The sequence below is a fragment of the Testudinibacter sp. P17/SS/0325 genome, from assembly GCF_053570765.1.
In genome coordinates, this window is record NZ_CM131635.1 from 2,126,389 (window position 1) to 2,151,214 (window position 24,826).

Here is a 24,826-nt window from a genome sequence, read left to right on the forward strand (position 1 = left end):
CGCAGAAACAGGTATGCTAACCGCACTTTGCTTACCCTTTGAGGAATAAATAATGACAACCAAACGTGATCCCGATAATGCGATTGATACCGCCTATGATATTTTTTTGGAAATGGCGGAGGAAAACCTCGACCCGGCGGATATTTTGTTGTTTAACCTGCAATTCGAAGAACGCGGAGCGGTGGAAATGGTGGAAACCGCCGACAATTGGGATGAAGAAATCGGCGTGTTAATCGATCCGGAAGCCTATGCCGAAGTCTGGGTCGGATTGGTGAATGATAAAGACGAAATGGACGATATTTTCGCCAAAGTCTTGATTTCGCACGATATGGAAAATCCGGAATATCATATTGTGTGGAAAGAATAGTGCGACAAGCGCCGAACGCCATTTCCCTCCCTCCCCATTTTTCCTAACGAAAAGCGGTATTTCCTCCGTACACGGAAGGAGAGAAATCAAAGCTAGCGCATGGTCTGCAAATAACTTAAGCGCTCAATGTTATTCATAAAATGCGCTAGATCCTGTTTTTCCGGCTGATGTAAATAGGGAATTTGCCCCAATAACGGTGCGTCGATTTTACTGGAAAGCAACTCGATAATCGCACTGTAATTACTCAAACCGGGATTAATCCGATTTGCCACCCAACCGATTAACGGCACTCCGCTCTTTTCAATCGCTTGCGCTGTCAACAACGCATGATTAATACAGCCCTCTTTAATTCCGACCACCAATACCACCGGCATTTTATGCTCGGCAACCCAATCGGAAAAATCCAAAGTGCGGTTAATCGGTGTCAGCCAACCAAAAGTGCCTTCCACCAAAACGGTTTGATAGCGCGATGTCAATCGCCGCAAATCGCTATTGATTTTTTCGATTTGAATCACCTGCGGCTGCTCCAAGAACTCATTCAAACCCGGCTCTTGTTCCAACGGCATGGTATAACTGTTGATGTCATGATATTGCAACGGTTCGGTGCAACTTTCCAATAACGTCAGTACATCGCCGTTCTGTTTATCGTTTTGTTCTGTCGGCGCATCGAGATAGGGATGATAACCTCCGTCACCGCAGGCAATCGGCTTATAGCCGACAATTTGGCAACGTTGCTTTTGCAATGCCTGGATAATCGCCCTGCTTGCCACGGTTTTACCGACACCGGTATCGGTGCCGGTTACAAAAAAACAACTCATAATTTTCCCTCGACATTCGTAGTACGGGGAAAATTTTAAGCAAAAATGAAAAGCAATTTATTGAGCTAACACAAGTTTTTAGCAAATAATTAACAGGCGCCGCCAATTATCGAACAATATCGGCAAATAATTCGCCGTTGTACAGTTGTTGTTTAATCGCCGATGACGCGATTTCCGGGTCATTCCAGCTAAATTTAGAGGTGATAATCTCCACCTGCTGCTCGTCCGATAGCAGCGCATCTTGCAATTTCAACGCCAAACGCTGTAAAAACAGATCTTTGACCGACAATAACCGGGTGTTGATCATGATTTTTTCCGAGGCAAAAATATTGGTCAGATACATCAACAAGTACGACACATTGTCTGCCAGATGGTGAATAATCTTAATCGCCGCCGGATTTTCCTGCTGCGCCTGTTCGCATAAAAACTGAATTTTGTTTTCATCATTCGGCAACTCGTTTGGCAACAATAAATCAACCAGTTGATAAATCGCTTTATTGCTGACCTGATTATACAGATAGTGCCGCTCGACTTCCGGCACATCAAATGCAATTTGATCGCTGAGTTCACTGATTTTCGGCAACGACACTTTATCGATATTCATCCGTTTCTGTTTTTCGTTCTTAATCATCTTGCCTTCGCTGAGCACACTGATATTAATCGCATCGTCAAACTGCAAGAAAATCACATTATTACTGTTAATCGCATTGCCTAAGTGGCTTTCGGCGAAAGTCCACATCGCAAAGTGTTCCGCCACGATAATCGGAAATTTGAAATGCTGCTGTAACATGTCCTGCAACTCAGGATTCAACTCTTCAGCCCCAAGGTAAACCCGTTTTTCAAATTTATCGACTCGTCCGAGAATACACAACGAACACGCCAAAATATGCTGTGCCGCTTCATTGTGCTGTTTTAAGAAACCGTTAATCGCCGAGCCGATAAACTCATCCAATACCACCCGTTTATCCAACGGGCAGTGTTGCACCTGCAACTGCTTTCCATTGAGCTCGCATAAGCTGATATCCAAACTTTTTTCACTCAGCGTGACAGCCAAATATTGCCAATAAAATGGCGACAAGCAGATCCCGACCGCCGGACGCCCGCGCACGATAGTATTTTGCACCGCTCTTTCAATCACAAAATGGCAATTGATCAATTCTCTGGTCAAATTGGTAATACTCGCGGGCGCAAAACCTGAAATCTTGGAAAGATCAATTCTTGAAATTAATTCAAATTGCTCGATCAGGCGGTAAACTGCACCTAAATGCTGCAAATTGACCCGATTTGCACCTTCTTGTTTTATTTTTGGCATAAGTTCTTCTCTTGTGTTGTCATCTATTGCCGATAAGAATATTTTCGATAGCCTCTTGTTATACGCATTTATTTATTTAATTACAATAAGATATTATCAAATATGCTAATCAGCTCACGATTTCGACATAATATTTTTCTCAAATAAATATTATCTAACCATTCGGCGGAAAATCGGTTATTTCCATTCAAATCGTTGTATTTTGGCTTGGAATCAGTAAACTAGACGCACTTTTTATATTTGTCTAATTTGAGGAAAAAATGGCTAAAATTTCATCTATTCATGATGTTCTGCAAGGAAAAGTTGCCGTCGGTGAAACCATTACCGTTCGCGGTTGGGTTCGTACCCGCCGCGATTCAAAAGCAGGCTTCTCTTTCTTGGCGGTCTATGACGGTTCATGCTTTGATCCGATTCAAGCGGTGGTCAGCAATAGCCTGGCGAATTATCAAGATGAAGTATTGAATCTAACCACCGGCTGTTCCGTAATCGTAACCGGTAAAGTGGTCGAATCGCAAGGGCAAGGACAAGCGGTTGAACTGCAAGCGGACGATGTGGTTGTCAGCGGTTGGGTTGAAGATCCGGAAACCTACCCGATGGCGGCAAAACGCCACAGTGTCGAATATTTGCGCGAAGTGGCGCACCTGCGCCCGCGTACCAATTTAATCGGCGCGGTGGCACGGGTGCGTCATTGCTTAGCGCAAGCCATTCACCGTTTCTTCCACGAACAAGGCTTCTATTGGGTGGCAACGCCGATCATCACGGCGTCTGATACCGAAGGTGCGGGCGAAATGTTCCGTGTCTCCACTTTAGATTTAGAAAATCTGCCGCGTGGCGAAAACGGCTTGGTGGATTACAAGCAAGATTTCTTCGGTAAAGAAGCGTTTTTAACCGTATCAGGACAACTCAACGGCGAAACCTATGCTTGCGCCTTGAGCAAAATTTACACCTTCGGACCAACGTTCCGTGCCGAAAACTCCAACACTACCCGCCACCTTGCCGAATTCTGGATGGTTGAGCCGGAAGTAGCCTTTGCCGATTTAGCCGACAATGCCGCGTTGGCGGAAGCAATGTTGAAATATGTGTTTAAAGCCGTATTGGAAGAGCGTGCCGATGACCTGAAATTCTTCGCCGAACGCGTGGATAAAGACGTGATCACCCGTCTGCAAAAATTCATTGCCTCTGATTTCGCCCAAATCGACTACACCGACGCGATTGAGGTGTTGCTGAAATCCGGTAAAACCTTTGAATTCCCGGTGAAATGGGGAATCGACTTATCCTCCGAACACGAGCGTTATTTAGCCGAAGAGTATTTCAATTCCCCGGTGGTGGTGAAAAACTATCCGAAAGACATCAAAGCGTTTTATATGCGCCTTAACGACGACGGCAAAACCGTTGCCGCAATGGACGTATTAGCGCCGGGTATCGGTGAAATCATCGGCGGTTCGCAACGTGAAGAACGGTTAGAGGTGTTGGATCAGCGTTTAGCCGAAATGGGCTTAAACAAAGAAGATTACAGTTGGTATCGCGACCTGCGCCGCTACGGCAGCGTACCGCACTCCGGCTTCGGTTTGGGCTTCGAGCGCCTGATCGTTTACGTCACCGGGATACAAAATATCCGCGACGTCATCCCATTCCCACGCTACCCGCGCAATGCGTCGTTCTAAATTTTACTACTGATACGCAACGCCCTGCTTCGGCAGGGCGTGAGATTGCTGACAAACTGACTTCCCTCCCTCCGTATACGGAGGGAGGGAAGTTATTAGAGAGATACATTGACCAGTTTTGCACACGCGTCTTGCTTCAAGCCAGCCCTTTTAAACGCAATTTTTTTAACGCAATAATGTTACCAATACTACTCAAAATTATTTAACAACGGATTATGACTAACTCAGCAACTTTTCGCCGTACTCATACACCTGTTGCAATAACGCCAGTTTTTCAGGATCATTTTGATACTGTTCGCCTAATTGTTGCAGCGATTGTACAAAGACCTCCGCACTTTTTTCCAGTTTCAATTTGCGGTATTTCTGCCATTTAATCTGCTCTGCACGGTTCAACGTGCGGTAAAAATGACGGGCGCGGTAGTGGAACAGTAAATCGGGAATACGTTTGTCTTCAAAGGTTAAATCCGGGTTTTGCAACTGCTCTGCGCTCAAGCTACGCAAAATTTGCAGATTGCGTTTATCGGCATTGCTGAAAAAGCCGTTGTAAAGTGCGGTTTCGACATTCAACTCGTCGGAATATTCACGCTGTTCGCTGAAAATAGCGATCACTTTGTCGCGAATTTCGTAAGATTGAAGTAAACGCTGCTGATTTTGCCAACATTGTTCACGATCAATCCCCAAGCGTTCGGCACTTTGCGGCAATAAGGTTTTTTCGGGGGCGACAATCGGGCATTTGTTGATATGCACCAATTTTAGCGGTACAGGTAAAATCCCCTGCGCTTCCAACTCCGCTTTTTTACTGTATAACCGCACTTTTAACGTTTCGGCATTCAGGCTCAACAAATCGCTGAGATCGGCACTCAAATCACACACGATCACCGCATTATTATTGGTCGGGTGCCATGCCAACGGTGCGACAAGTGCGGTATTGCCGCGATAGTTTCCGAGCATGCCGGAAACGTGCACCAACGGGGTCATATTGGCGGTGTCGATCAGTTTCTCCACCGCTTTTTTGTTGCGCAGATTGAAAAAATAATCGAACAAGCGTGGCTGTTTGGCTTTCACCAATTTCGCCATTTCAATCGTTGCGTACACGTCCGCCATTGCGTCATGGGCGTTGCTGTGTTCAATGCCGTTCGCCACTGTTAAGCGGTCTAATTTAAACGACGGCAAGCCGTTTTCGTCATATACCCAATGAATTCCGTCAGGGCGCAACGCATAGCAAGCGCGCAACACATCCAGCAAATCCCAACGGGAATTGCCGTTTTTCCAACTGTATTCGTAAGGGTCGATAAAATTGCGGTAAAAGGTGTAACGGGTCATTTCGTCATCGTAGCGAATGCTGTTATAGCCCATCACGCAAGTATTGGGCTGAGCAAACTCTTGCAAAATACGCGCGGCAAATTCCGGTTCGGATACGCCTTTTTCGTTGCACGCTTGCGGCGTGATCCCCGTCACCAACACAGCCTCCGGCGCAGGCAGGTAATCGTTGGTCTGCTTGCAATACAACATCACCGGCTCGCCGATAATGTTAAAATCCGCATCGGTGCGAATGCCGGCAAATTGCGCCGGTCGGTCGCTTGCCGGATTGATACCGAAACTTTCGTAGTCGTAAATAAAAAAGCTAAATTCTTTCGCCATTTGTTAGCCTATGATTTTATCCAAATAAAATAAGCAGATAATCGACACAATCCCCAAGCCCACGCCGATAGCGTTGGCTTTGTTGATTTTCTCTTTGAACAGCCACGCGCCGGTCAACGTGCCTAAACAGATCACGCCGATATTCATGCCGGCAAAGACTAACGTCGGGTTGTCGCTATAGCTTTGATGGGCTTTGATATAAAACAGAATATTCATAAAATTCAGCACGCCGAGCAGCAAACCGCCCAACATACTTTTGCCGTGCCAACGGGTTTGTTTAATCAGCAAATAAATAAAAATGACACAGGCCGCTAAGCAAAACGACACAAATAACGTCAACGGAAACGCGCTACCGCTCTTTGCCATTTGCTTAAATAAAATATCGATCACGCCATAACCCAGCCAAACCAACAGCAGGTTAAACCAACCTTTGCCGACCGCACTTTTGCCCGCTATGCTTTTGGCTACAATGCTTTGCGGCTCGTCTTTTTTCCATAATAAGCATAAAAGTGCGGTAAACGCCAGTACCAGACTAACCGCACGGCTGCCGCTCAGCACCTCATTGAAAATCGTAAACGAAGCTAAAATCGGTAAAAACAACGATAACCGTTGTGCCGCGTCGGAGCGCACAATCCCGGCACTTTCCACCGCTTTCGACATCACGAGAAACACCGTCGGCAGCAAAATCCCTAAGGCTAAAAATAAGTAGGAGTATTCATTTTGCGCCACGACTTCGCCAAATGACTGCCCGGAAAAATCGGGTTTCAAAAAAGAATAACTCAGCCCGATTGCCATAATATAATTAAACGCAATCGCTTGGGCGATATTGATATTCTGCTTGCGTGCCACTTTCAAAAAAACCGACACGATCACACTGCAAAGCACAGCGATGGCAAGGTTGTGCATAATTTTTCCTATTTCATTTCAACGTATTTTTCGATAATTTGTTCAAAGCTGTTTTCAGGCATTTTTTCAATCGCGGCAAGGGCGGCTTTGAGGTATAACGCATTGGCAAAGCGAAAATTGCTTTTTGAGATATTTAACTCACGGATCTGACCGGCAAAATCATATAAACCGTCAAATAAATAATGGTGAATTTGTTGCAAGCCTTTAGTTGTGCCGATTTCCAGCCGGTGAATCGCCCCGGAGTCATATAAATCATAGGCTTTTTGTTTGCTGAGAAGGTCGATTTGTTGTGTGTTCATCTGTTCTACGCTCAAAAAGGGGAGTTATGGCGTACATGATACGCCCTAATAATTTCAACCGCACTTTGCCCTACTCCGTCGCCCCAAATCCGCGTAAACCAACCACATGCACATATTCGTGATTATGGGCGATTTTACGCACCAGTTTATAGGTTGTGCCTTTTTCCGGGCTGATATTTTCCGGCGCGGCGATCAAAAGCTGCATATCGAGGCGTTCGCACAGTTCGAACAAAGTTGAGATCGATTTGGCGTCGAGGCGGGCGGCTTCGTCGAGGAACAGCAAGCGGCACGGCAGAATATCTTTGCTGCGAATGCGGCGGCTCTCTTCTTCCCAACTTTGCACCACCATCAACAAAATCGACATCCCGGTACCGATCGCTTCACCGGTTGAAAGTGCGCCGCTTTCCGCACGCAACCAACCGTCTGCGCCGCGATAAACTTCCACTTCCAGATCAAGGTAGTTACGGTAATCCAACAACTCTTCGCCAATGGTTTGCGCAGTGCGTTGTCCCATATCAATATGCGGATTGACCCGTTGATACAGTTTCGCCAAGGCTTCGGAGAAAGTAATTTGATTGTTGTTGAACAGATCCTGGTAATCGTCCTGCTCGCCCGATAACGCATTCAGCAAAATTGCGTGGGTATCGCGAATATTCACCACCAAACGCACCGATTTCACCTGTCCGAACGCAATATTCTGTAAACCTTGGTTCAACATGCGAATCCGGTTTTGCTCGCGTTGAATGGTTTTGCGCATGATATTGGCGACACTTTCGCTACTGATCGCCAATTTGCGTTCACGGTTGGTCAGCTCTTCGGTCAAGCGTGACAGTTCGATTTCCATTTGCTCAATCGCGTCAATCGGATCGTCGGTTTTAATAATATCCTGACGAATCCGCTCGCGCAGATGTTGATAGACCGCGATAAAAAACCGCACTTTGTTTTCCGGTTTGCGGCTGTCTTCCGACAAACGCAAGGCGTCACGCAGATATTCGTTGTCGGCGACGGCGGTACGTAATGCGCCCAAGGCTTTATCCGACATCGAACGCAATTCGTCAGCGGAGAGATAGGCCAGTTCGCGTTTATTCAAGCGGCGTTCCACATCACTGTTGCGTGACAAACGAAGTACTACGCACCAACTCACTTTTGCCGCCACCACCAGCTCACGCTGACTGCGGTAATCGCGTTCGGATTTGCGGATAATACGCGCCAAATTCTCGCTTTCCGCCTCTAACAAGGTCAGTTGTTTTTCCACATAATGGCGGCGTTGGCGGCTTTGTGACAGGGTTTGGTGCAGTTCATCGCGCCGTTGTAACGCACGCTGTTCCGCCCCTTCATCGGCACGTCCGCCGATTTTATCCACTTCTTCCAACAGTTCGAGCAACATATGATTTTTCGCGTCCAGCGAACTGCGTAACGAAATTTGTACTTGGTTAAACTCGGCAAACTGCTTCTGTTTCTGTTGCAGTTGATCGCGTTGCTGTTCCCGTTGTTGTTGCAACTGCTCCAAACGTCGACGCAACTGTTCGTTCAGCTCTGAGCCTTCGCTTTGTAGCTGCTGTTGATAATCGAAGTGTGCGCGCCGTTGCAACACATCAGACAGCGCATAAAAACATTGTTGCGCGCGTTTTTGCTGATCAACGGTGGTTTGATAGTCATTTTTCAGAGCGTCGTATTGTTGCGGATCGTTCTGCAAACTGGCGGCAATCGGCTCAAGTTGTTGTAATTGCTGCCCGAATTGGCGTACGAACTGCACATCTTGCTCGGCATTCAGCAACTGCTCGCGATATTCCTCAATGCGATCTTGCAAAGTTTCATCGGCTAACAGGTTGAATTGTGGCGATAGTTTATTTAACAGGCGCACCAACTCTTTGCTTTCGTTCAATTGCAACCGCACTTGCTGTTCGCCGGCGGTTAATTGGTTGAGTTCACGATCCAATTCGTTGCGCTGCGCATTGATTTGCTTCATTTCCTGCTCAGGATCAGGCAAGAATGCCAACGCCAAATGCAAGCCGACAAACTGGCTGAATTGTTGATGTAAACGTTGGCACTTTTGTACGTCAAACGCCCGCTGCGCGTGCTGTTCATTGATTTCGTCCAACTCACCGGCTAAATCTTCCAAGCGTTTTTCGCGCGCTGCGCGTCCGAACAGCGGAATTTCCGGGAATTTGGAATAGCGCACTTCACGTTCGGACACCTGTACCACCACGCCGCCCTCAAGCTCCTGCGCAGAAAATACATTATCATCAAACGCCGCCGGATCACCCTCGATTAAGTAGAGATCGTCCGGGCAATCGTCCAGCTCTTGCAACTGTTTTTTCACGGCTTCTAAGTCGCGAACCACAATCGCATGGCGCGCCGGGCCGTATAAGGCGGAGAAATACGGCGCATCGTCAAGCGGCACATCGTCATATAATTCCGACAGCAACACGCCGCCGAAACGCTCGGCAAGGGCATTCAGGCGGTGATCTTCCGAACCGTCCGGTTGGCTTAAGCGGCTGATTTGTTGTTCCAACTGCTGTTTTTGCAACTGCAACTGATCGCGCACCATGGTATGTTCGCGCTCTTTTTCCAGCTGCGTTTGCATAAAATCCATCACATCTTGGCTGTCGCCGAACTGCTGCCCGCTCTGCTCGCACAAGCGTTCCAGCGCCGCTTGTGCCGTCAGCCATGCCGGGGCTTTGCGCTCGTTTTCTTGATAAAGTGCGGTCAGTTGTTCGCGTTTTTGACGCAAAGCGGAACGCTGTTCACCCTGTTCGGTAAGATTATGGGTCAATTCATCAACCAAATCTTGTTGTTGTAAATGGAAGTCGTCCAGCTCTTGCGGTTCGCTTAATGCCAAGCCGCTGCGCTGATTAAACGCTTGCAACAGCTGTTTCGCGCTGTTTTGCGCCTGCAAACGCTGTTCCAATTCATTGACTTGGCTGCGCAAGCCGACCGCACTTTGCGCTTGTGCTTTCTGTTGCGGATAATCCGCCAACAGGGTTTTCGCCTGTTCCCATGCGGCAGAACGCGGCACATCGCCGACAATCTCGCTCAGCAAGCGATAGGCTTTGTCAAACTGCGATTTTGCCGCATCAGACACCGATAACCGCTGTTCCAGTTGCAACACCTTGGCAGTCAATTCTTCCACTTGCTCTTCAAATTCTTGATGATACTGCTCGACATTTTTCAAGGCGAGATCGTTTAAACCACACACTTCTTTGGCTTTTTCCAACGCTTTCACCGCTTGCTGATATTGCAAGGCGCGTGTTTGTTGCGCGTCTAACGCTTGTTGGTAATCCGCCAGTTGTCCACGCACCTGATCGATTTCAAGCTCGCCCTGTTCAAACCGCTGTTGCGCCTCTTCCAACTGTTCGGCGGCGGTTTCGACTACGATTTGCTGCTCTTCCAGTTTTTCGCGCAACTCGTTGACATCGTCTTGATAGCGGTTGATTTTCTCCTGATGGCGCAACACGTTTTGCACCAAATTCAAGTGATCGACCGCACTTTGGTGATCGACTTCGAGGCGTTTTTCGCTTTCTGCCAAATCCGCCGCTTCCCTGCTGAGTTCAATCAGTTTTTGTGCGGAAAAGGTTTGTTCCTGTTTGGCACTGAACAAGGCACGGCGGAAATTCAATGCGCTGTCGATGTGGTGACGGCGATCATTGGCGTTGCGCATATAATCGGCGGCAACGTAAGCAGTGGATTCGTTAATCAAATGCTTGAACAAATCGCGATCCGCTTGGGTGACTTTAATCGCCTCCAAGGTCATGCGGTTTTCACGCAACGCCGCTTCCATATCCTGAAACGCCTTGCGCACGCCCAAATTTTCCGGCAATAAATAGTCGCGCAAGGAACGGGTGATCGCGCTGGAAATCCCGCCGTAGAGCGAAGCTTCAATCAGTTTATAGAATTTGCTGCGATCCGATGACGAACGCAACCGTTTCGGAATAATCCCCAACTCAAACATCATGCTGTGGTAATCGGTCACTGAATGATACTGTTTCAGTTGTGCGCCGTTCTGCTCGGCTTTGTCTTTTAATTCGTTTAACGCCAGCACTTTTGCCTGTTTTTCGTTCACCGCTTCGGTGAAAAGTGCGGTCGGCTCAACCGCCAGCGGCAAACCTTGAATCGAGAACGATTTAATATCGACTTTTTTATCGCGTCCGGCGACTTGCTGCAAACGCACCCCGACCAACACCCGCTGATTGCGTGAATTGAGCGTATCCAACGCCGCATAACACACGCCCGGGCGCAATTTGCCATGCAAACCTTTATCACGCGAACCGCTGGTGGCGCCGGCTTCGGTGGTGTTGCGGAAATGCAACAGGGTTAAATCCGGGATAAGTGCGGTGACAAATCCTGCCATGGTGGTCGATTTCCCCGCCCCGTTACCGCCGGACAGCGTGGTCACCAATTCGTCCAAATCAAAGGTGCGCGCAAAAAAACCGTTCCAGTTAATCAGCGTCAGCGAGCGGAATTTACCGCGTTCAACCGCACTTTGTACCGGGGTTGATGTGGCGAGGATGTTATCTGAAGTTGTCTCTTCGACTTGGTTAAGCCGTTGTTCGTTTTCAAATTCTGACATTATTCACGATCCCCTTGTTCATCATTGCTGTCGATTTCATCATCAAATTCGTTGTCATCTTCATTGTCTAAGACTTCGTTATCAAACTCGTTACTTTCCGGCTCAAGTGCGGTTTTCTTCGCTTGTTTCTCTTCTTTTAACGAATCCGCATTTGCCGCTTCGCCGTCGCGGATTAAACGCAGTTGCGCTTCAAGCGGATCATCGCCCGACCGCACTTCCGCCCCGAAACGGAACACTGATTCAGAAATCACAAACTTACCGCCGTACTGATCGCCGACGGTGGTAATCATGCCCAAACGGCGCAAACGGTTTAAGGCGGCGCGCATTTTTTCCGCCAGTTTTTGTTTATCCAAATCCGAACCGGAGGAACGCTGATTGACCGCTTTCAGCAATTTGCTCTCATCGGCTAAATTCAACAGTTCGTCATACACTTCCTCGCTGCTGAAAATGCCTTGCTGCGCCAAACGTTCCGGGCTGAGGTAGAGGTAGCACAACACTTTGCCGACCAACATCTCCAATTCGCTCAATACGCTGCGCCCAATCAAGGTGCTGGATTTCGGGCGCAGATAGAAAAAGCCTTCCGGCGCGCGAATCAATTCGACGTTATAACGGCGGTAAAAACTTTCCAGTTCGTACTGAAAATCCATCAAAAAGGCGTGATTATCCAAATCATCAAGGCTGATATGACGACCGGCACGCAGCAGGCTGTCCACCACAGGAAACAACGGATTGGCAATCGCGGTGGCGAGTTTGGTTGGCATGACTTCAGAAGTTTGATTTATCATAGTGAGTTCGTTCATTTAGCAGAAAAATTATTTATAACCGTCAATCACATTGGCTTGCACTTCCGCACCGTGCGGGTTGATTGCTTGCCATTGCGGATAGACCGCGGAGAAATCGTCGTTTGCCATGCCCAAACGCACCGCTTGATCGACGATAATCCGCGCCACATCGAAATGGCGCGACAGCGGATAGTGCTCAAGCTGTTGGCGCAGCACTTGGCTGAGGTCAATCGGTTGATTGTTTTCACGGTAGCGGATTAACAGGCTTTGCATTTGCTCCACAATCTGCTCATGCAGATCGGATAGCGATTCGTATTGCAGCTCTTCCGGCAATTCGCCCAGTGCGTCCTCATCGCTGAGGCTCAATTCCTCGTCGCGCAGATCGACCAAGCGCTCGGCTTGGGTCGTCCACAGATACCAAGGCGCGTCGAAATAGTGGTGAATGGATTGGCGCAAGCGGCGCGAGAAGACGCGGTTTTTATCCATATCAATCGCGGTGCGGATAAATTTATGCACATGACGGTCATAGCCGATCCACAGGTCAATCGCTTGTTGCCCCCAACTGATAATCCGATCCAGTTTGGCTTGCAGATTGACGATCAGTTGTCCGACAAAATCCAGTTCACCTCGCCCGATAATACAGTCTTCAATCCGCAACAGTTGCGCCTGCAATTTATCACCGGCGGCATTGAGCGTGTCTTGCAACTCGCGCAGATTGCCGGAGGTTTCGTCCAATAATTGTTCACAACTGAGCAACGCCGCTTGCCAGTCTTTAGTCAGCAATTCGGCGATCTGCTCTTTAATGCCCTGCTGATTTTCGTCCATGATCCGTTGCGACAAATCAATGCTATCGAAAATCTCCGCCACCGAATATTTTAACGGCGCATACACATTTCGGCGCCAATGGTGTTCATCGCCGTCCTCTTCGGCGGCGGATGAGGCGCGTTGAATTTCATCGGCAACAATCGAGAGCTGCACCGACAGGCGCAAGGCGGAAAATTCACGTTGGCGGATATAGTAATCGGACACGCCCACGCCGAGCGGCGTTAAGCGGTAAATGGAAAGCCCTTCGGTAAATTCGCTGCTGAAGCGGTTTAAAAAGCGTTGTTTAACCAGTTCGTTAATCGCGTTGTTGGCGCGCTGTTGCACCGTCTCTTCCGCCAAGCCGAATTCATTCGACACCAAACGGAACATGTCGACCAGATCGTGTTCGATCATCTCGCCGTCAATCCGTTCGTTATTGTAAATCGCAATCGTCAGCAAAAAGGCTAAACGTTCGGTCGGCAAATTCAGCGAAAATTCACGCTGTTTGGTCCAACTCACCAACTCCGGAATGGTCTGTGCCGTTTCAGTCATATATGCTACTCAAGTTCAAGATCCGATTCAGGATCGGTTGTCATTATCTGAATAATAAAGTCGACATTGTACACGAAAATTGACGGGCTGACAGCTCAAAAGCGCATTGGCAAGTGCGGTAAATTCATATAAAAAAGTAGCATTTCCCCCCGTTAGCCTTTATCCTATGCGCTGATTTTTACCTATTCTGCAAACCGCACTTTTAATTATGAATACAGCCAATAATTCTGTTGATAATACTCAACAAAGCAAAAAACAGATCTATAACCTGAATAAACTGCACAAACGCCTGCGGCGTAATGTCGGCAACGCGATTGCCGATTTCAATATGATTGAAGACGGCGATAAGGTGATGGTGTGTCTTTCCGGCGGCAAGGACAGCTATACTCTGTTGGATATTTTGCTCAATCTGAAACTGAGCGCGCCGATCCACTTTGATATTGTGGCGGTCAACTTGGATCAAAAACAGCCGGGCTTTCCGGAACATATTTTGCCGGAATATCTGTCCGGCTTAGGCATTGAATACAAAATCGTGGAAGAAAATACCTACGGCATTGTCAAAGAGAAAATTCCCGAAGGCAAAACCACCTGTTCACTCTGCTCACGTTTGCGCCGTGGTATTTTGTACCGCACCGCAACCGAGTTGGGCGCGACTAAAATTGCATTGGGACACCACCGTGACGATATGTTGGAAACGCTGTTTTTAAATATGTTTTACGGCGGCAAACTCAAATCCATGCCGCCGAAACTGATCAGCGACGACGGCAAACAGATTGTGATTCGTCCGCTTGCCTATTGCAAAGAGAAAGACATTGAGAAATATTCGATCGCCAAACGGTTCCCGATTATTCCGTGCAATTTGTGCGGTTCGCAACCGAATCTGCAACGCCAAGTGGTGAAAGACATGCTGCAAACTTGGGATCGCCAATATCCGGGACGGATTGAAACCATGTTTAGCGCATTACAAAACGTGACACCGTCACACTTGTGTGATCCGCAATTATTCGACTTTAAAGGTATCCGCCGTGGCGAACCGATTAATGGTGTGGAAGGTGACATTGCGTTTGATAAAGAAGAATTGCCGCCCTTCGACTGGCAAGATGAAGAGGACTTGCTCGACATCGATCCGCGGCAACAAATTCAATTCAAACAAGTCGGTTAAATAAGGATTTACAATGCGAAAATTATTCGAATGGTTTGAAAGCCGGATTAATCCCTATCCGGACGAAGCACCGACAACGCCGAAAAACAACCTGCTCAGTTTTATCTGGTCAGGCTTGGGCGGATTGCGCGGTTGGTTGCTGCTGTTGATGATATTTAACGTCGGCATGGGGATTTTTGAAGCGCTGTTGTTTAAAATCATGGGCTTGATTGTCGATTGGTTAACGGCATTCTCTCCATCGGAGCTGTTAGCGGCTAAAGGCGATAGTTTTATTTGGATTGGCTTATTGCTGATGGTTAGTCCGCTGTGGTTGTGGTTGTTATCCAGTATCCGCTTTCAAACACTGCAAGGCGTATTCCCAATGCGCTTGCGTTGGAATTTTCACCGCTTGATGTTGGGACAAAGTTTATCTTTTTACCAAGATGAATTTGCCGGGCGGGTGTCCGCCAAAGTCATGCAAACCGCACTTGCGGTGCGCGATACCGTGATAACTTGTGCCGATATGGTGGTGTATGTCGCGGTTTATTTTATTTCGTCAGGCATTATTTTGGTGCAATTCGACGGTTGGCTGTTAGCACCGTTTCTGGGCTGGCTGCTGTTTTTCTTTGCGATGATGTTTTATTTTGTGCCGAAACTCGCCGACACCGCCAGCAAACAGGCGGACGCCCGTTCATTAATGACCGGACGGATCACCGACGCTTACGCCAATATCACCACGGTCAAACTGTTTTCCCATGGCGAACGCGAATCGAATTATGCCAAATCCTCAATGCAGGAATTCATGTACACCGTCCATGCGCAAATGCGTTTGGTCACGCAGTTGGAAGTCTGCAACCATATTTTGAATACGCTGCTGGCGGCGTCCACTGCCGGTTTAGGCATTTACTTATGGGCGCAAGGGCATATCAACGTCGGGGTGATCGCAGCCGCCACCGCAATGGCGCTACGGGTGAACGGCTTATCGCACTGGATGATGTGGGAATCGGCGCGTTTGTTCGAAAATATCGGCACGGTGCAAGACGGCATGAGTACGCTCTCGAAACCGCACACCGTGGTGGACAGCAAAACCGCGCAGCCATTAGTGGTCAGCGGCGGCGATATTCGGTTTAATCAGGTCGATTTTCACTATGATGAAAACCGCACGTTGCTGAAAGATTTCAACCTGCATATCAAACCGGGTGAAAAAGTCGGTTTGGTCGGGCGTTCCGGCGCAGGCAAATCTACGCTGACCAACCTGTTATTGCGTTTTTACGATATTAATAACGGGCAAATCTTGATTGACGGACAGAATATCAAAGATGTTACCCAAGAGAGCCTGCGCGCGCAAATCGGCTTAGTCACACAAGATACGTCATTGTTACACCGCTCAGTGCGTGAAAATATCGTCTACGGTCGTCCGAATGCGGATGAAAGTGCGGTATTGAAAGCGGCGCAACAAGCGGCGGCGGATCAATTTATTCCTTACCTGCACGATTCGCACGGACGCACCGGCTATGACGCGCACGTCGGCGAACGCGGGGTGAAACTGTCCGGCGGGCAACGGCAACGGATTGCAATTGCGCGGGTGATGTTGAAAGACGCGCCGATTTTGTTACTCGACGAAGCCACCAGCGCACTCGATTCCGAAGTGGAAATTGCGATTCAAGAGAACCTTGAAAAACTGATGGAAAACAAAACCGTGATCGCCATCGCCCACCGTTTATCGACCATTGCCGCAATGGACCGCCTGATCGTGATGGATAAAGGGCAAATCGTCGAACAAGGCACGCACCAAGAATTGCTCGATTTAAACGGCGTTTATGCCAAACTCTGGTCGCACCAAAGCGGCGGATTTTTGGCGGAAGACAGTGAAGATTAAAACGGATAAAACGATAAGGGCTGAAATTTCAGCCCTTATCCGCAGAAGAGCAAACTTTATCTTATTCGTTCACTAACACCACTTTCATTGCCCGATTTTCCGAAGCGTGTTTGAATACTTCGTAAGCCCGCTGTAAATCGCCTAATTTGAAGTGGTGCGTCAGCATTTTACTGTAATCCACTTTACTGTTAGAAATTGCCTTTAATAACATTTTCGTGGTATTGGAATTGACCAACCCGGTGGTAATGGTGAGATTTTTAATCCACAGCCGTTCAATATTAAAATCCACCGATTTGCCGTGAACGCCGACATTCGCAATATGTCCGCCCGGCTTCACGACATCCTGACACATTGCCCATGTTTGCGGCATTCCCACGGCTTCAATCGCACAATCAACACCGTTTTTGCCCGCAATCGCAGTAACTTGCCGTTGAACATTCCCGTCAGCGGGATTAACGGTATGGGTGGCGCCCAATTCCCTTGCCAATTCCAAGCGTCCCTCATCCATATCACACATAATCAACACGGACGGACTATACAGCTGTGCGGTTAATAACGCGCTCATTCCGACCGGGCCGGCACCGGCGATAAACACGCTATCGCCCGGTTTCACATCGCCGTATTGCACGCCGATTTCATGCCCTGTCGGCAACACATCGCTTAACAGTAAACCCACATCATCGCTAATTGTTTCCGGCAAAGGAATTAAGCTGTTATCTGCAAACGGGGTACGCACATATTCCGCTTGCGTGCCGTCAATCATATAACCCAGAATCCAACCGCCGCCATTCTCACAGTGGGAATACAATTGTTTCTTACAGTTGTCGCAAACACCGCACTTACTGATACAAGAAATAATCACTTTATCGCCTTTTTTGAAATTTTTAACCGACGATCCGACGGCTTCGATCACGCCGATACCTTCATGACCTAAAATCCGACCTTCTGCAACTTCAGGATTTTTACCTTTCCAAATGCCAAGATCAGTACCGCAGATTGTGGTGCGTAAAATTTTAACGACCGCATCGGTTGCTTCAATCAATTGTGGAATCGGTTTCTCCTCGACACGAATGTCATTAGCACCATGATAGACCATCGCTTTCATTGATTTTATTGCATGGATGACTTGCATAACTTGCTCCTTTGATTGGTTATTGAATGAGGCTTCGACCACAGAATAACCAGGCAGAAACAATTTTTTAACATTAATAATCTCATGTTTTAGGCTTTTTTTATCATTCCCATTCTTTATTGCGGCTTCCCTTAGTGTATGATTTTTAAAACAAATTTATATGTATTTTATGACATTTAAAGGCAGCTGAAATCCCGCTGTGTGATAAAATCCGCCGATTTATCTCCGCTTTTGATAAAAAGTGAAAAGTCCACCTTTTATGGTCGGATTCAACCGACGGAATAATCTGTTTTTGGGCGCTACAATCTCAATTCATTCTCATTTAGAGTAAAAAATAGGGTTTTTACATTTTTGCTATTGATAATTATTATCAATGATGTATTCTAACCGACCTTGAAAATCACTTTTTACAATAAGGCTAAATAATGAAAAAAGGTATTCACCCCGATAACTACCGTACGGTATTATTCTATGACTCCAGCGCAAAAACCGGTTTCTTAATCCGTTCTTGTGCGCGTACTACCAATACAATGCTATGGGAAGACGGTAAGGAATATCCCGTGTTCATGTGCGATACCTCCGCGGCGTCACACCCCTACTATACCGGTAAAACCAGGCAAATGGCGGCGGAAGGCCGAGTCAGCGATTTTACCAACCGTTTTGCAAAATTTGGCTTGAAAAGTAAATCATAAGGGAAGGGCTATGCAGGTATTATCTTCATTAAAAAGTGCGAAATCCCGCCATCAGGGCTGTAAAATTGTACGTCGTCATGGCGTGGTTTATGTGATCTGTAAAGAAAATCCGCGCTTTAAAGCGAAACAAGGCTGTGCCAAAAAAAGGCGTTAGACGATTGAACAAAGGCGGAACTCTCCGCCTTTCTAATATATTGCCATCTTTAAATCTGAAACTGCGCTGCCGACCAAATCGGTTTGGAGCTTGTCGGCAGCCAAAGATTTTTTCCCAATTCGATCCAACCGCAGGGATAATGAAAATCCGAACCGACGGAGGCAAACATTCCCATCTCCTCTACGAGTTTGGCTAAATTGTGCCGCTGATCGGGGGATTGTCCGCTGTGTGCGACTTCCACCGCGTCACCACCCCATTGCCGGAAATCGCTAAACAACCGATTGAGCCATTTGCGCGTTAGCGGATAACGCAACGGGTGGGCGCAAACCGCCAAACCGCCTGCCTGATGGATAACACGGTTAGCCGTTTCAATATCGCACCATTGCGAGGCGACATATGCGCCTTTCCCCTGGCCGAGATAGCGCTTAAAGGCTTGAGTTTCATGTTTTACTTTGCCGATTTGCACCAGATAGCGGGCATAATGCGCACGGGTCACCTCCCCTGCCGCCAATGATTTCGCGCCTTGGTAGGCATTGTCGACACCGCACTTCTCTAATTTTGCCCCGATTTCCAAAGCGCGCTGATGACGTAACTCGGCTTGTTGGGTTAACAGTGCGGTCATCGCCGGATGGCGGTGATCGAAACCAAGCCCAACGATATGAATACCGCGATTTTGCCATACGGTTGAAATTTCCACGCCGTTAATCAATATGATACCGTGCTGCCGCGCCGCTTGCCGCGCTTCGTCTAAGCCATTCACGGTGTCATGATCCGTCAAAGCAAGCACATCGATTCCCTGTTCTGCCGCTCTTGCCACCACGTCAGTCGGAGTGAGTACGCCGTCGGAGGCGTTGCTGTGGCAGTGTAAATCAAAACGCAAGTTGGTTTGCAAGGTATCGGATTGCATAGATTAATCTCTGTTGGGGCGATAATTAAAGGATAAAAACGGAATATTAAGCAATTTGTTGTTGCCAAAATGAGGTGGAATGCTCGCTTGCAGCCAAATGTTGTAAGCGATTATTGAAAATGCGCAGCGGTTGTCCGAACTGCAAACAAAGTCCCGGCAGACTGAGTTCATCTTCCAGTAACAAACAATCGGCAACATTGCCATCGCTTGCCAATAGCAGCAGAGAAATGATTCGCTGATTTTGTTTAACCCGGGTCTGCACTAAATAAGGGCATTCTTCCGGCAATGCCGTTGCCGCATTATCCATGGCTTCAAAAAACCAGCTTTTGGGTTGTGTCGGCAGTAAGAATGTGCGGGCGGCAACCGCCGTATAGGCAAGAAACTCCCGTTTTTCAGGGGCAACCAAATCACAGTATTCAAGCAATTCCATAATCTGGGTGTAGAACATAAACTCATCCGCCTCACAATCACAGCTGATAAAAGCACTTTGGGTTAACACTTCGCCCTTCAGCGCCGTACGGATTTTTCGTTGGGTCGTGTCTGAGCAAAGCGTCAGACAATCTGCCGCCTTGTCGTATTCCCAATAAAAAAATCCGTGCGTATTCATCATGTTTTTGCTCGCTACCGTGTAGTCTCCGTCGGTTTTATCCTACCTGTTTTCTTTTTATACGGCTAGTATTTTATCGTAATTGAGCAGCAAGTTGCTGCTTATACCGCACTTTTCACCTCAATTAACGCTAAAAACGCCGCAACCGTGAAGAAAGAGCCGAAAATCAAGACAATATCCGTTGCAGAACTCCGGCTCAATGCCGTTCTAACCGCCGTTTCCACATTATCCGCCCTAACCGCACTTTGCTGCTGTTGCCGAGATAAATAGGGCTGAACCGCACTTTGTAATTCCGCCGCGCTTTGCCCGCGATAGCCGTCCAATGAGGCAAAATACCACCGGTCAATCGATTGCGCCAACGGTTCAACCACGTGCGCGGCGTCTTTGTCTTTCAGCATTGCAAAAACCGCGTGAATTTTCACGTTACCCTGTAACTCATTCCGTTGTAACTTAAGCTGCTGCAATTTTTGTGCTAAATAGCGCGCCGCATGGGGATTGTGCCCGACATCGACGATAACTTGTGCTAAATTTTGCGCTTCCAACTGCCAAGCCCGCGCCAAACCATGTAATTTTTCAGGTTTAATAGCTTGAAAGCGACCGTTTAATTCCACTTCGGCAAGGGTTTTCACGATTGTTTCGCGGTTGATCGTAAACGGTGATTGCCGACATACCGCAAGTGCGGTCGCCGCATTGGCGAGAGGAATGTGCGGTAACGGCAAGTCTTGTAAGACGTAATCGCCACTCTGCCAGCGCCAATTCTGCGCCTGTTGTTGGTAGTACCAATCTTTGCCGACACAAAATAAAGGACAGCCAATTTGCTGCGCATAATCGATCACCGATTGCGGCAATTCCGTTTCCCCGATGACCGCACTTTTGCCACTACGGAAAATCCCGGCTTTTTCATAACCGATTTGCTCGCGGTTATCGCCCAGATAATCGACATGATCAATATCAATCGAGGTAATGACACTGAGATCGGCGTCCACGATATTGGTTGCGTCCAAGCGCCCGCCAAGCCCGACTTCCAAGATCACCACGTCCAAATCGGCTTGTTTGAATAAATATAATGCCGACAACGTGCTAAATTCAAAATAGCTGAGCGATTGCGATTTATGCTGATCGAGAAAATAAAACGATTCGCTGTGTGCCAGATCGGGCAATTCTTGATTTTGAATGCGCACCCGCTCGTTATAACGCAACAAGTGCGGTGAGGAATAAACGCCGACCCGATAACCGCTGTTAAGCAGCAACATTTCCAACAAACGGCAGGTCGTGCCTTTGCCGTTGGTGCCGCCGACGGTGATCACAAACGGCGCCGGTTGGAGTAAATCCAGTTGCTCGGCAACGGTTTTTACCCGGGTTAATCCCATATCGATGATTTTGCTGTGGCTTTGCTCCATATAGCAAAGCCACTTCTCCAGCGGAGAGGTGGCTTGTAAAGGTATTGTCATTTCGGCTTAATTATGTTCTTGTTGCTGTTCGACATTCGTATTTTCATTCGCTTCTTCTACCAACTCCGCTTCTTTGAACGGCGAAGGTTGTCCACAAAGCTTAGATAAAATACTGGCTAAGGTTTTGCGCATTTCCAGACGGTTGACAATCATATCAATCGCGCCTTTTTCCAACAAAAATTCACTGCGCTGAAAGCCTTCCGGCAATTTTTCACGCACCGTTTGCTCAATCACGCGCGGACCGGCAAAACCGATCAAGGCTTTCGGTTCGGCAATATTAATATCGCCCAACATCGCGAAACTGGCGGAAACGCCGCCCATGGTCGGGTCGGTCAAAACCGAAATATACGGCACCCCCGCTTCTTTCATTTTTGCCAACACCGCACTGGTTTTCGCCATTTGCATTAAAGAGAACAGAGCTTCCTGCATCCGCGCGCCGCCGCTTGCCGAGAAACAGATCAACGGACAATTATTCACCAACGCCGCTTCCGCCGCTTTAACAAATTTACCGCCGACCACCGATCCCATCGAACCGCCCATAAAGTTAAAATTAAACGCCGCGACCACCACCGGCAAATCATAGATTTTACCTTGCATGACGATTAAGGCGTCTTTTTCACCGGTTTGTTTTTGTGCCGCGCTGAGACGATCTTTATAGCGCTTCAAATCTTTAAATTTCAACACATCTTCCGGCTCAATCTCAGCCGCTAATTCCTGTGCGCTGTTTTCATCAAGTAAGCTCAATAACCGCGCACGCGGATCGATACGCATGTGGTGACCGCACTTTGGACACACTTCCAAATTGCGCACCACTTCGTCCCGATATAAAACCTGTTCGCAAGAGGTACATTTGGTCCAAATACCTTCCGGCACATTCGCCTTCTGGCTACTGCTGCTTACCGAGGTTTTGCTAAAAATTCTTTCAATCCAGCTCATTGCTTATAACCTTGTTGATCGTTCTTGTATATGATTGGGGTGTTAATAAACTGGCGTTATTACACCATATTTATTGGTTTTTTTATACATTTTTCTCAAAAGTTAACGGTTAATCCGGTAAAAAAAGTGGTCCTAACGCCATTTTCGGCAACTCAAAATCCGCAGGATACGTTACATCAACCAAATATAAGCCTTCCGCTTTTGCCGTTGCCGCCGCCAAAGTGCGGTCTTTTTGCTGTTGCAACCATGCGATCCATTCGGGCGGCTGATTGCCGTTGCCCACTTCCAACAAACTGCCGACAATATTGCGCACCATATGATGTACAAAGGCATTGGCTTGAATATCCACCATCACAAATTGCCCAAAACGGCTGACGTTCAGATGGTGTACATTGCGCCACGGCGAACGGGATTGGCACTGCGCCGCGCGAAACGCGCTGAAATCCAACTCGCCCAATAAGGCTTGCCCTGCTTGGTGCATTTTTTCGTGTTCCAACGGCGGGTGATAATGGGTTAACCCTTTCGCCAAAATCGCCGGGCGCAGTACATGATTATAAATTAGATAACGATAGCGGCGTGCGGTGGCGCTAAAACGGGCATGAAAATCGTCATCAACCTGTTTGACCCATTTCACTTTCACATCATCGGGCAAATTGGCGTTTACGCCCAACGTCCAAGCGTGAGGCTGACGAATTGCTTCGGTTTCAAAATGCACCACTTGTCCGGTGGCGTGTACGCCGGAATCGGTACGTCCGGCACAAAAAACCGAAACTTCATGCGCCGCAACCTTGCTAAGTGCGGTTTCCAAGGCTTGCTGCACGCTTTTCACCGCCTGCTGCCGCTGCCAACCGAAATAACGGCTGCCGTCGTACTCAATCCCCAAGGCAATTTTCATTTTCTCTCCGCCTTTCTTTTAGTATTTCCCTTAGCTTAGATACGAAAAAACACCAAACAATCGAAGATTGCTGGTGTTTTTCAGATGACACGTTAATGGTTATACGCGTTTGAAATCCAGGTGCGCCAATTTTGGTTTGAACGGGTGGCGTTGTACTGCTTGGATTTTTACCGCCACTTCTTTACCGTCGATAACCAAGGTGATCACTTCGCTGTAGAAGCTGTCGTGCGCTTGCGCGTTATTCAGTTCATCGTGGTTTAAGGTGATAGATACCGGGGCTTCGTTGCCACCGTAAACGATTGCAGGAATTAAACCGGCATGGCGCAGACGGCGGCTCGCACCCGTTCCTAGCGCTTGACGAACTTCAGCATTAAATTTATACATATTAAATGTCTCATTTGTGAATCTTTAAAATTAAGGATTACAGGCGACCCGGCAATCCCGACAGGTTTGGCTTGAACGGCGCGCGGCTCACTCAAGGGCGGCTATTCTAGTCAATTTTTGTCCGCAACGCAAACAAAAACCGCACTTTGCCATTTGTTTTGTTTAATCCGACCCGCTCTCTCAAGTTTCTGTGGCGGATTCTTTTTTTATGATGGCAATTATTGGTAAAAACAGGCAAAATAACACCTTATTTCAATTTAAGAAGTTGAATCCTTTAAACGAACGAAAATAACGGGTTAATTGTGCAATTTTTTATTGATTTTTTTACGAATTACGGCTATTTCGCGGTCTTTTTTGTCTTATTATTATGTGGGATGGGCGTACCGATTCCGGAAGACATCACCTTGGTTTCCGGCGGCATTATCTCCGGCTTGGGCTATGCCAATCCGCATTGGATGGTGGTGGTCGGAATGCTTGGTGTGTTGTTCGGCGACTGCCTGATGTATAGTTTAGGGCGTTTTTATGGCGTTAAAATCCTGCGCTTTAAATTAATTAAACGGTTTATCACCTTTAAACGTTTAAAAATGGTGAAAGATAAATTTGATCGCTACGGCAACCGTCTGCTGTTTTTCGCCCGCTTTCTGCCGGGTTTAAGAACACCGGTTTATATTATTTCCGGCGTCACCCGTCGCGTCAGCTTTATCCGTTTTCTAGTGATCGACTTTTTCGCAGCTATTATTTCAGTGCCACTGTGGGTTTATTTGGGACATCACGGCGCGGAAAATATCGACTGGATTAAAGCGCAAATGCGCCATGGGCAAATGGGGATTTATCTGATTTTGGCTGTGGTCATTATTTTTGTCGGTTTTACGTATTGGAAACGCAAACGGCAACAAGCGGAAGAAAATAATTAATCCTATAAATAAAATAGCG

At 47.6% G+C, this 24,826-nt stretch carries 21 protein-coding genes and 1 pseudogene; 7 read left to right on the plus strand and 15 right to left on the minus strand.

The genetic code is table 11. The features are described 5' to 3' along the window. The first annotated feature begins 52 nt into the window (after positions 1 to 52). Positions 53 to 367 (plus strand): HI1450 family dsDNA-mimic protein, encoded by a 315-nt coding sequence (locus tag ACWA50_RS10165; protein ID WP_431052177.1) that lies wholly within the window; start codon positions 53 to 55, stop codon positions 365 to 367. Between the two features lie 92 nt (positions 368 to 459). Here the strand turns inward: ACWA50_RS10165 and bioD are convergent, their stop codons facing one another. Both bioD and ACWA50_RS10175 read right to left on the minus strand, forming a co-directional pair. Next, entirely contained in the window at positions 460 to 1,185 is a 726-nt protein-coding gene (gene bioD / locus ACWA50_RS10170; RefSeq protein WP_431052179.1) for a dethiobiotin synthase, read from the minus strand. 106 nt (positions 1,186 to 1,291) lie between these two features. Then, positions 1,292 to 2,497 (minus strand): ROK family protein, encoded by a 1,206-nt coding sequence (locus ACWA50_RS10175; protein ID WP_431052181.1) that lies wholly within the window; start codon positions 2,495 to 2,497, stop codon positions 1,292 to 1,294. 260 nt (positions 2,498 to 2,757) lie between these two features. On the opposite strand from ACWA50_RS10175, the gene asnS reads away from it, so the two are divergent. Beyond that, positions 2,758 to 4,161, plus strand: a complete 1,404-nt coding sequence (asnS, locus tag ACWA50_RS10180) for an asparagine--tRNA ligase (protein WP_431052183.1) — start codon at positions 2,758 to 2,760, stop codon at positions 4,159 to 4,161. A 219-nt stretch (positions 4,162 to 4,380) separates the two neighbouring features. On the opposite strand, the gene sbcB is transcribed toward asnS, so the two are convergent. The 6 genes and pseudogenes from sbcB to mukF all read right to left on the minus strand — a co-directional run bounded on the left by sbcB (position 4,381) and on the right by mukF (position 13,715). Beyond that, positions 4,381 to 5,802, minus strand: coding sequence for an exodeoxyribonuclease I (gene sbcB, locus ACWA50_RS10185; RefSeq protein WP_431052185.1), 1,422 nt, complete (start codon positions 5,800 to 5,802; stop codon positions 4,381 to 4,383). A 3-nt stretch (positions 5,803 to 5,805) separates the two neighbouring features. Further along, the gene (locus tag ACWA50_RS10190) at positions 5,806 to 6,708 is read right to left on the minus strand and encodes an EamA family transporter (RefSeq protein ID WP_431052187.1); all 903 of its coding nucleotides are present in this window, start codon (positions 6,706 to 6,708) and stop codon (positions 5,806 to 5,808) included. A 14-nt stretch (positions 6,709 to 6,722) separates the two neighbouring features. Beyond that, positions 6,723 to 7,007: pseudogene (locus tag ACWA50_RS10195) on the minus strand (protein adenylyltransferase Fic); the annotation flags it as partial. 70 nt (positions 7,008 to 7,077) lie between these two features. Then, on the minus strand, positions 7,078 to 11,577 hold the full coding sequence (gene mukB, locus ACWA50_RS10200; protein ID WP_431052189.1) for a chromosome partition protein MukB: 4,500 nt from the start codon (positions 11,575 to 11,577) through the stop codon (positions 7,078 to 7,080). Next, positions 11,577 to 12,362, minus strand: a complete 786-nt coding sequence (gene mukE / locus ACWA50_RS10205) for a chromosome partition protein MukE (protein ID WP_431052191.1) — start codon at positions 12,360 to 12,362, stop codon at positions 11,577 to 11,579. Before mukE ends, mukB begins: the two co-directional genes overlap by 1 nt. A gap of 27 nt (positions 12,363 to 12,389) precedes the next feature. After that, the gene (mukF, locus tag ACWA50_RS10210; protein ID WP_431052193.1) at positions 12,390 to 13,715 is read right to left on the minus strand and encodes a chromosome partition protein MukF; all 1,326 of its coding nucleotides are present in this window, start codon (positions 13,713 to 13,715) and stop codon (positions 12,390 to 12,392) included. A 208-nt stretch (positions 13,716 to 13,923) separates the two neighbouring features. Between mukF and ttcA the strand changes: the two genes are divergently transcribed. Continuing rightward, positions 13,924 to 14,877 carry a tRNA 2-thiocytidine(32) synthetase TtcA gene (ttcA, locus tag ACWA50_RS10215; protein WP_431052195.1) on the plus strand — a complete coding sequence of 318 codons (954 nt, stop codon included), beginning with the start codon at positions 13,924 to 13,926 and terminating at the stop codon, positions 14,875 to 14,877. Between the two features lie 13 nt (positions 14,878 to 14,890). Then, positions 14,891 to 16,735, plus strand: a complete 1,845-nt coding sequence (locus ACWA50_RS10220; protein WP_431052197.1) for an ABC transporter ATP-binding protein — start codon at positions 14,891 to 14,893, stop codon at positions 16,733 to 16,735. 61 nt (positions 16,736 to 16,796) lie between these two features. On the opposite strand, the gene ACWA50_RS10225 is transcribed toward ACWA50_RS10220, so the two are convergent. Further along, positions 16,797 to 17,867: a zinc-dependent alcohol dehydrogenase family protein gene (locus ACWA50_RS10225; protein WP_431052199.1), complete on the minus strand. Its 1,071-nt coding sequence runs from the start codon at positions 17,865 to 17,867 to the stop codon at positions 16,797 to 16,799. Positions 17,868 to 18,292: 425 nt separating this feature from the next. Here ACWA50_RS10225 and ACWA50_RS10230 point away from each other — a divergent pair, with 425 nt between their 5' ends. Both ACWA50_RS10230 and ykgO read left to right on the plus strand, forming a co-directional pair. Further along, on the plus strand, positions 18,293 to 18,559 hold the full coding sequence (locus ACWA50_RS10230) for a type B 50S ribosomal protein L31 (protein ID WP_431052201.1): 267 nt from the start codon (positions 18,293 to 18,295) through the stop codon (positions 18,557 to 18,559). A gap of 10 nt (positions 18,560 to 18,569) precedes the next feature. Further along, on the plus strand, positions 18,570 to 18,713 hold the full coding sequence (ykgO, locus tag ACWA50_RS10235; protein ID WP_431052203.1) for a type B 50S ribosomal protein L36: 144 nt from the start codon (positions 18,570 to 18,572) through the stop codon (positions 18,711 to 18,713). Positions 18,714 to 18,762: 49 nt separating this feature from the next. Here ykgO and rnm read toward each other — a convergent pair whose 3' ends face one another. The 6 genes from rnm to rplY form a co-directional block, all read right to left on the minus strand. Then, a complete protein-coding gene (gene rnm, locus ACWA50_RS10240; RefSeq protein ID WP_431052205.1) occupies positions 18,763 to 19,620 on the minus strand; it encodes an RNase RNM in 858 nt (285 codons plus the stop codon). A gap of 46 nt (positions 19,621 to 19,666) precedes the next feature. Beyond that, positions 19,667 to 20,230: a cell division protein ZapC domain-containing protein gene (locus tag ACWA50_RS10245; protein WP_431052207.1), complete on the minus strand. Its 564-nt coding sequence runs from the start codon at positions 20,228 to 20,230 to the stop codon at positions 19,667 to 19,669. Positions 20,231 to 20,328: 98 nt separating this feature from the next. Then, positions 20,329 to 21,678, minus strand: a complete 1,350-nt coding sequence (gene folC / locus ACWA50_RS10250) for a bifunctional tetrahydrofolate synthase/dihydrofolate synthase (RefSeq protein WP_431052209.1) — start codon at positions 21,676 to 21,678, stop codon at positions 20,329 to 20,331. A gap of 6 nt (positions 21,679 to 21,684) precedes the next feature. Further along, entirely contained in the window at positions 21,685 to 22,614 is a 930-nt protein-coding gene (gene accD / locus ACWA50_RS10255; RefSeq protein ID WP_431052211.1) for an acetyl-CoA carboxylase, carboxyltransferase subunit beta, read from the minus strand. Positions 22,615 to 22,723: 109 nt separating this feature from the next. Next, entirely contained in the window at positions 22,724 to 23,509 is a 786-nt protein-coding gene (gene truA / locus ACWA50_RS10260; RefSeq protein WP_431052213.1) for a tRNA pseudouridine(38-40) synthase TruA, read from the minus strand. A gap of 99 nt (positions 23,510 to 23,608) precedes the next feature. Continuing rightward, positions 23,609 to 23,893, minus strand: a complete 285-nt coding sequence (rplY, locus tag ACWA50_RS10265; protein WP_431052215.1) for a 50S ribosomal protein L25 — start codon at positions 23,891 to 23,893, stop codon at positions 23,609 to 23,611. Between the two features lie 302 nt (positions 23,894 to 24,195). Between rplY and ACWA50_RS10270 the strand changes: the two genes are divergently transcribed. Continuing rightward, a complete protein-coding gene (locus tag ACWA50_RS10270) occupies positions 24,196 to 24,807 on the plus strand; it encodes a DedA family protein (RefSeq protein WP_431052217.1) in 612 nt (203 codons plus the stop codon). Positions 24,808 to 24,826 lie beyond the last annotated feature (19 nt).